The sequence below is a fragment of the Pseudomonas orientalis genome (assembly GCF_022807995.1).
In the GTDB taxonomy this organism is placed as follows: Bacteria; Pseudomonadota; Gammaproteobacteria; order Pseudomonadales; family Pseudomonadaceae; genus Aquipseudomonas; species Aquipseudomonas orientalis_B.
The window spans coordinates 5,805,188-5,812,208 of sequence record NZ_CP094351.1 but is presented as its reverse complement, the minus strand read 5'-3'; the positions used below and the strand labels follow the sequence as shown (position 1 = coordinate 5,812,208).

Sequence of the window (7,021 nt, the reverse complement as noted above, 5' to 3'; positions counted from 1 at the left end):
CCCTAAGTTGAAAGCCGGTGAGGCAAAAACAGCCGCCATTGTAGCGGCCAGTCGTCCACTTATCCACATGAAGGTTGCTCACAGGGCACCCAAAATCAACGCCTTAACGGGAATAAAGGCGACCGTCGGTCTGTGAATAAGCTCTGTGGATAACCGTACCTGAGCTCGTTGCACAAGTAGGGGCAAAAGTCTGTGGGTAACTGGCCTGTGGATAACACGCCATTCCACCCACAGCTTATCCGACAGCGCAGCACAGGCAGAGCACCGTTTCTCCCCTGTGTTGTCATCCTCTGTACACCACGTTGAATATGGCCTGAAGGTAGTTATCCACAGAAGAACGCCTCTCTAGCTTTTATAAGCTTTACAGAAAAGCTTTAAATAACTTCCTTCTTTATTTTTATATTTATGCCACCCCTCATGGAAGGCGCGCGGGTAGAAAGGGGGAGGGGGCTTCCAGATATCTAATTAAAGGAAAAGCTGGTTGGAAATTGACCTAGAGGCTTGCTTTCTCTAGAATCGCCGGTCTCTTAAAACGGGGGCCATTCCGGCCCGTTGTGGACGAACCAGGTAACAACGCCATGAAACGTACTTTCCAACCAAGCACCATCAAACGCGCCCGTACTCACGGCTTCCGTGCTCGCATGGCTACCAAGAACGGCCGTGCTGTCCTGTCGCGTCGCCGCGCCAAAGGTCGTGCGCGTCTGGCAGTTTGATAATCCGGTACTGGTGGTGAGTCAGGACTTCAGTCGGGAAAAGCGTCTGCTAACCCCCCGGCATTTCAAGGCAGTCTTTGACTCCCCCACCGGCAAGGTTCCGGGGAAAAATCTCCTGCTCCTTGCGCGTAACAACGATCTTGATCACCCCCGTCTCGGGTTGGTGATCGGCAAGAAGAGCGTAAAGCTCTCCGTTGAGCGCAATCGCCTCAAGCGTCTGATGCGCGAATCGTTTCGCCTCCACCAGGACACTCTGGTTGGTTGGGATATTGTTATCGTCGCGCGCAAAGGCTTGGGGGATGTAGAAAACCCCGAATTGATTCAGCATTTCGGCAAGCTCTGGAAACGTCTGGCGCGTACCCACAAACCAGCACCAGCAGTCAGCACCGAAACTGTAGGGGTAGACAGCCTTGATGCGTAAACTGGCAATCGTTCCGATCCAGTTTTATCGCTATGCCATTAGTCCTCTGATGGCCAGCCACTGTCGTTTCTACCCCAGTTGTTCCTGCTACGCGCTAGAAGCCATAGAAAATCATGGTCTTCTGCGCGGTGGCTGGCTGATCTTTCGTCGTTTAGGTCGCTGTCATCCGTGGAATCCCGGTGGTTATGACCCGGTTCCACCTATCCCTACCTCCCGTTCTTCTTCGATGGCCGAGTAATCATGGATATTAAACGCACAATCCTGATCGTCGCCCTGGCAATCGTGTCCTATGTCATGGTCCTAAAATGGAACCAGGACTACGGCCAGGCTGCCCTGCCGACTCAGAATGTTGCTACCAATCAGGCTGCGCCGGCTATTGCGGACACCCCGTTGGGTAACAATGCGTCCGCGAGTGCCGATGTTCCCAGCGCGAATGGCGAGACAACTGCCCCGTTAGAAACGCCAGTGGTCACCAATAAAGACCTCATCCACGTTAAAACGGATGTGCTCGACCTGGCTATCGACCCGCAGGGTGGTGATATTGCACAGCTGAAGCTGCCGCTTTATCCACGCCGCCAAGACCACCCGGATGTTCCGTTCCAGCTGTTCGATAACGGCGGTGAACGTACCTATCTGGCGCAAAGTGGCCTGACCGGCACCAATGGTCCGGACGCTCGCGCTACCGGTCGTCCGATTTATTCGACCGAGCAGAAGACTTATCAACTGGCTGATGGCCAGAACCAGTTGAACGTCGACCTGAAATTCAGCCTCGACGGCGTCAATTACATCAAGCGATTCAGCTTCACCCGTGGCTTGTACGATTTGAAGGTCACTTACCTGATCGACAACACCAGCGACAAGGCCTGGAGCGGCAACCTGTTTGCCCAGCTCAAGCGTGACGCCAGCTCCGATCCTTCTTCCAGCACCGCCACCGGCACCGCGACTTACCTGGGCGCCGCCCTGTGGACAAGTAACGAGCCGTACAAAAAGGTGTCGATGAAAGACATCGACAAAGGCGCGCTGAAAGAAACCGTTCAAGGTGGCTGGGTAGCATGGCTGCAGCATTACTTCGTGACCGCATGGATCCCGAACAAGGCTGAAGCGAATCTGGTTCAAACCCGCAAGGACAGCCAGGGCAATTACATCATTGGCTTTACCGGTCCGGCGTTGACCGTCGCACCCGGTGCCAAGGCTGAAACCAGCGCCACCCTGTATGCCGGCCCGAAAAGCCAGGCCGTGCTGAAAGAGTTGTCCCCAGGCCTGGAACTGACTGTGGATTACGGCTTCCTGTGGTTCATTGCCCAGCCGATCTTCTGGCTGCTGCAACATATCCACAGCATTGTCGGTAACTGGGGCTGGTCGATCATCTTCCTGACCATGCTGATCAAGGGGATCTTCTTCCCGTTGTCGGCCGCCAGCTACAAGTCGATGGCGCGCATGCGTGCCGTAGCGCCGAAATTGGCTGCGCTCAAAGAGCAACATGGTGACGATCGGCAGAAAATGTCGCAGGCCATGATGGAGCTGTACAAGAAAGAGAAGATCAACCCATTGGGTGGTTGCTTGCCGATTCTGGTACAGATGCCGGTATTCCTGTCGCTTTACTGGGTACTCCTGGAAAGCGTGGAAATGCGCCAGGCGCCGTTCATGCTGTGGATAACCGACCTGTCGATCAAGGACCCGTTCTTTATCCTGCCGATCATCATGGGCGCAACCATGTTTATCCAGCAGCGCCTGAACCCGACTCCGCCGGATCCGATGCAGGCCAAAGTGATGAAAATGATGCCGATCATTTTCACCTTCTTCTTCCTGTGGTTCCCAGCGGGCCTGGTCCTGTACTGGGTAGTCAACAACGTGTTGTCGATCTCCCAACAGTGGTACATCACACGTAAAATCGAAGCGGCTACCAAAAAAGCCGAGGCGTAATTTACTCTGTGGATAACCACTCAAGACGCCCCCTAGTGGGGCGTTTTGCTTTCCGACACTTTATTCTGGAACCTGCTGATGAGCGCTCCCCGTGAAACCATCGCTGCCGTCGCAACCGCTCAAGGTCGTGGCGGCGTCGGTATCGTTCGAATTTCCGGGCCGCTTGCGAGCGCGGCGGCCAAGGCGATCAGTGGACGGGAGTTGAAGCCGCGGTTCGCCCATTACGGCCCGTTTCTGGATGGGGACGAAAGTGTGCTGGACGAGGGTCTTGCCCTCTATTTCCCGGGACCTAATTCCTTCACCGGTGAAGATGTACTGGAACTGCAGGGCCATGGCGGTCCGGTTGTCCTGGACATGTTGCTGCAGCGTTGCCTGCAATTGGGCTGCCGCCTGGCCCGTCCGGGCGAATTCAGCGAGCGCGCATTCCTCAACGACAAACTCGACCTGGCCCAGGCCGAAGCCATTGCCGACCTGATCGAGGCCAGTTCTGCACAAGCTGCGCGCAACGCATTGCGTTCGTTGCAGGGGGCATTTTCCCTGCGCGTGCATAACTTGACCGAGCAATTGATCAACCTGCGCATCTATGTCGAAGCGGCCATTGATTTTCCTGAAGAGGAAATTGATTTCCTGGCTGATGGCCATGTTCTGGCAATGCTGGATAAAGTCCGTGATGAGTTATCCACAGTATTGCGCGAAGCAGGGCAGGGTGCATTGCTGCGTGATGGTATGACCGTGGTGATCGCTGGACGTCCGAATGCCGGCAAATCCAGCCTGCTTAATGCATTGGCAGGACGCGAAGCGGCCATCGTTACCGAAATTGCGGGTACCACGCGCGATATACTGCGCGAACATATCCACATCGATGGCATGCCGTTGCACGTGGTCGATACGGCAGGGTTGCGCGATACCGACGATCAGGTGGAAAAGATTGGTGTGGAACGCGCGCTCAAAGCCATCGGTGAGGCAGATCGCGTCTTGTTGGTGGTGGACGCAACCGCTCCCGAGGCGGTGGATCCTTTTGCATTGTGGCCGGAATTCCTTGAACAGCGACCAGACCCGGCCAAAGTCACCTTGATCCGTAACAAGGCCGACCTGACCGGTGAAGCCATTGCGATGCAAACCAGCGGGGATGGCCATGTGACTATCAGCCTGAGTGCCAAGTCGGCAGGTGAGGGCCTGGAGTTGCTACGTGACCATCTCAAGGCCTGCATGGGCTACGAGCAGACCTCGGAAAGCAGCTTCAGTGCACGCCGCAGGCATCTGGAGGCGCTTCGCCATGCCAGCGCGGCGTTGGAGCATGGGCGAGCACAGCTGACCCTGGCGGGCGCCGGGGAGCTGCTGGCTGAGGATTTGCGTCAGGCGCAGCAGCTGTTAGGTGAGATTACCGGCGCATTCAGCTCCGATGACTTGCTCGGCCGAATCTTTTCCAGCTTCTGCATCGGCAAATAGCCAGGTCTTTACCAGTTGTAGGACACCGTACCCAACAGGGTACGGCTGTCACCCCAATAGCAGCGCCCCGCATCGTTGCAACCGGACACATACTCCTTGTCGAACAGGTTCTTGGCGTTCAGATCCACAGACCAGTGGGGGTCGATCTGATACCCCACCACGGCATCCACCAACGTGACACTGCCAGCATCCAACTTCCCGTACAGCGTAGGCGCCGTGTAGGAAAAGGTGCTGTCGAAATAACGCACACCTCCCCCAACGGAAAGGCCCTTGAGCTGACCGTCCAGAAAGCGGTATTTGCTCCACACCGAAGCCTGATTGCGAGGAACGCCGGTCATCTGACGTCCTTCGACCAGGGAGCTGGCGGAATCCTTGGTGATCCGCGCATCGGTGTAGGTATAAGCCGCCGTCACATTCAGGTTTGGCGTAAGGTTGCTGTTGATTTCAACCTCCACGCCCTTGGCGCGGCTCTCGCCCACCTGGCGATAGCTATTGGTGGTGGCATCCAGGTAGGTATCGTCCTGTTTGCGCAAGTCGTACACCGACAGCGTCATCGCCGTGTCCCAGCCGATCGGTTCGTACTTCACACCCGCTTCATATTGGCTGCTGGTGATCGGCTTCAACGGGGCGCCGGCGTTGGAAATCTGCTGAACCGGAACGAAGGCGGTGGAATAGCTGACATACGGCGTGAGGCCGTTGTCGAACTGGTACATCACCCCGCCCTGATAGGTGAACTTGCGGTCTTGACTGCCAGTGTTGCTGGCCTTGTTAACCTTGTCGCGAAAATCACTGTCGACCCAGTCCTGGCGCCCGCCGAGCAGGAACAGCCAGTGGTCATACTTGCTCTGGATCTGGGCGTATACGCCTTTCATCTGTTGCTCGAGCAAGGTGTTCTGCACCGCAATCGGCGTGAGCGGATCGCGCAGGTACACCGGGTTATACACATTGATGGTACCGGCGAATCCGGCGTCCCAATCCTGGTTGAACGAGGTGCGGTCATAACTGGCACCGAACAACACGGTGTTTTCCAATGCGCCGATATCGAATTTGCCCTCGAGCTGGTTATCCAGGGAATAGACCATGGATTTGTTGTAGCGGTCGTAGGCAGTCATGTTCAGTTGGGTGCCGAAGCCCCGATTGTTCAGTGCGCCCGGCCAGGTTTCATGGCGGTTGATGCGTGACTGCATGTACCGCGAATTCTGGCGGAACTGCCAGTCATCGTTGAAGCTGTGGCTGAACTCGTAACCGGTGCTCCAGGATTCGCGTTCAAAGGTATTCCAATCCGGGTCGCCGAGCATGGTGTGCTTGGACAGCTTACCGTTGGGATTGGTAAGCAAAGTGCCTGCAGCCGGCAGGCCGAGTTCCAGGTTGGTGTGGTCCTTCTGGTAGTTGGCCAACAGGGTCAGGGTGTTGTAGTCGTCGAAATTCAGGGTCAGGGAAGGCGCGATATAGATACGATCATCCGGTACGTGGTCGGTCTGGGTGTCGGATTTGCGGCCCAGCATCACCAGGCGGCCGAGAACATTGTCGCTGTCATTGAGCGGCCCGGAGATATCCACACCCAGCTGGCGTCGGTTGTTCGAGCCATACCCCAGTTGTACCTCGCCTCGCGGGTTGGCGGTCGGATGTTTGCTCACCAGGTTGACCAACCCCCCCGGTGCGTTCTCACCGTAGAGCAGCGAAGAAGGACCGCGAAACACTTCGACCCGCTCCAGGCCATACGGCTCACTGGTGGTGTCATACCGATTGCCTTGCACACGTAGTCCATCTCTCAACAGGCCGTAACCGTAGTCCGTCGCGTTGAAGCCTCGAATGAAAAAGAGATCGCCCGCCAGCCCGTCGCCCGCAGCAAAAGGCGGCGCGAATATACCGGGTACGTACCCCAGCACTTCAGTCAATGTCTGCGATTTCTGATCCTTGATGCGTTGCCCGGTCACCACCGATACCGAACGGGGCGTCTGCGACAGAGGCGTACTGGTCTTGGTGCCGACACGGCTGTTCTGCGCCTTATAGCCCGCGTCCTCCGCTATATCCTGGTTGAATCGATCCTGTTGATAAGCACTCACGGTGGTGGGTGCGAGGGTAAGCTGGCCCGCAGGAGCTGCTTGCAACCCATAACTGCCGGGAGCCTGGGCGACGGCTTGCAACCCGGAATTTTGCAGCAGCAGGGCGAAACCCTGATCCACCGAATAATCACCCTCCAGTCCGGAGGTAGTCAGAGTTGAAGTCTGTTGGGGAGAGAAGGACAGGATCACATTGGCCCTGGCGGCAAACTGGCTAAGCGCGCTGTCCAGCGGACCTGCAGGGATGACATAGTGCTGGGTGGTGCTGGCAGCCATGACCCCTGTGGATAACAACGCGGCGCCGGCGGTGGTAAGCAGCAGGCCGCAGGTGATGGCATGGCAGGAAAGTCGATGACGTAGCTGGATGGAAAGGCGCATAAATGGGTAAGCCCTGAAGGTAGCGTCGTGATTACCTGAAGGGCCGCACGTGATAAAAAAAAGATAACCCCTGT

Annotated in this window: 6 protein-coding genes; 5 read left to right on the top strand and 1 reads right to left on the bottom strand. The window is 56.6% G+C overall.

The genetic code is table 11. The features are described 5' to 3' along the window. Window positions 1-578 precede the first annotated feature (578 nt). From rpmH to mnmE, 5 genes are all read left to right on the top strand, one after another. Window positions 579-713 (top strand): 50S ribosomal protein L34, encoded by a 135-nt coding sequence (gene rpmH, locus MRY17_RS26150; RefSeq protein ID WP_003213577.1) that lies wholly within the window; start codon window positions 579-581, stop codon window positions 711-713. Between the two features lie 13 nt (window positions 714-726). Continuing rightward, window positions 727-1,134 (top strand): ribonuclease P protein component, encoded by a 408-nt coding sequence (gene rnpA, locus MRY17_RS26145; protein WP_020302575.1) that lies wholly within the window; start codon window positions 727-729, stop codon window positions 1,132-1,134. Next, the gene (yidD, locus tag MRY17_RS26140; protein WP_243353079.1) at window positions 1,127-1,372 is read left to right on the top strand and encodes a membrane protein insertion efficiency factor YidD; all 246 of its coding nucleotides are present in this window, start codon (window positions 1,127-1,129) and stop codon (window positions 1,370-1,372) included. The genes rnpA and yidD overlap by 8 nt, the downstream gene beginning before the upstream one ends. 2 nt (window positions 1,373-1,374) lie before the next feature. Continuing rightward, on the top strand, window positions 1,375-3,057 hold the full coding sequence (yidC, locus tag MRY17_RS26135) for a membrane protein insertase YidC (RefSeq protein WP_181284504.1): 1,683 nt from the start codon (window positions 1,375-1,377) through the stop codon (window positions 3,055-3,057). A 78-nt stretch (window positions 3,058-3,135) separates the two neighbouring features. Continuing rightward, the gene (mnmE, locus tag MRY17_RS26130) at window positions 3,136-4,506 is read left to right on the top strand and encodes a tRNA uridine-5-carboxymethylaminomethyl(34) synthesis GTPase MnmE (RefSeq protein ID WP_191952448.1); all 1,371 of its coding nucleotides are present in this window, start codon (window positions 3,136-3,138) and stop codon (window positions 4,504-4,506) included. 8 nt (window positions 4,507-4,514) lie between these two features. Here the strand turns inward: mnmE and MRY17_RS26125 are convergent, their stop codons facing one another. After that, window positions 4,515-6,947: a TonB-dependent siderophore receptor gene (locus tag MRY17_RS26125; RefSeq protein ID WP_243353078.1), complete on the bottom strand. Its 2,433-nt coding sequence runs from the start codon at window positions 6,945-6,947 to the stop codon at window positions 4,515-4,517. Between the last annotated feature and the right edge of the window lie 74 nt (window positions 6,948-7,021).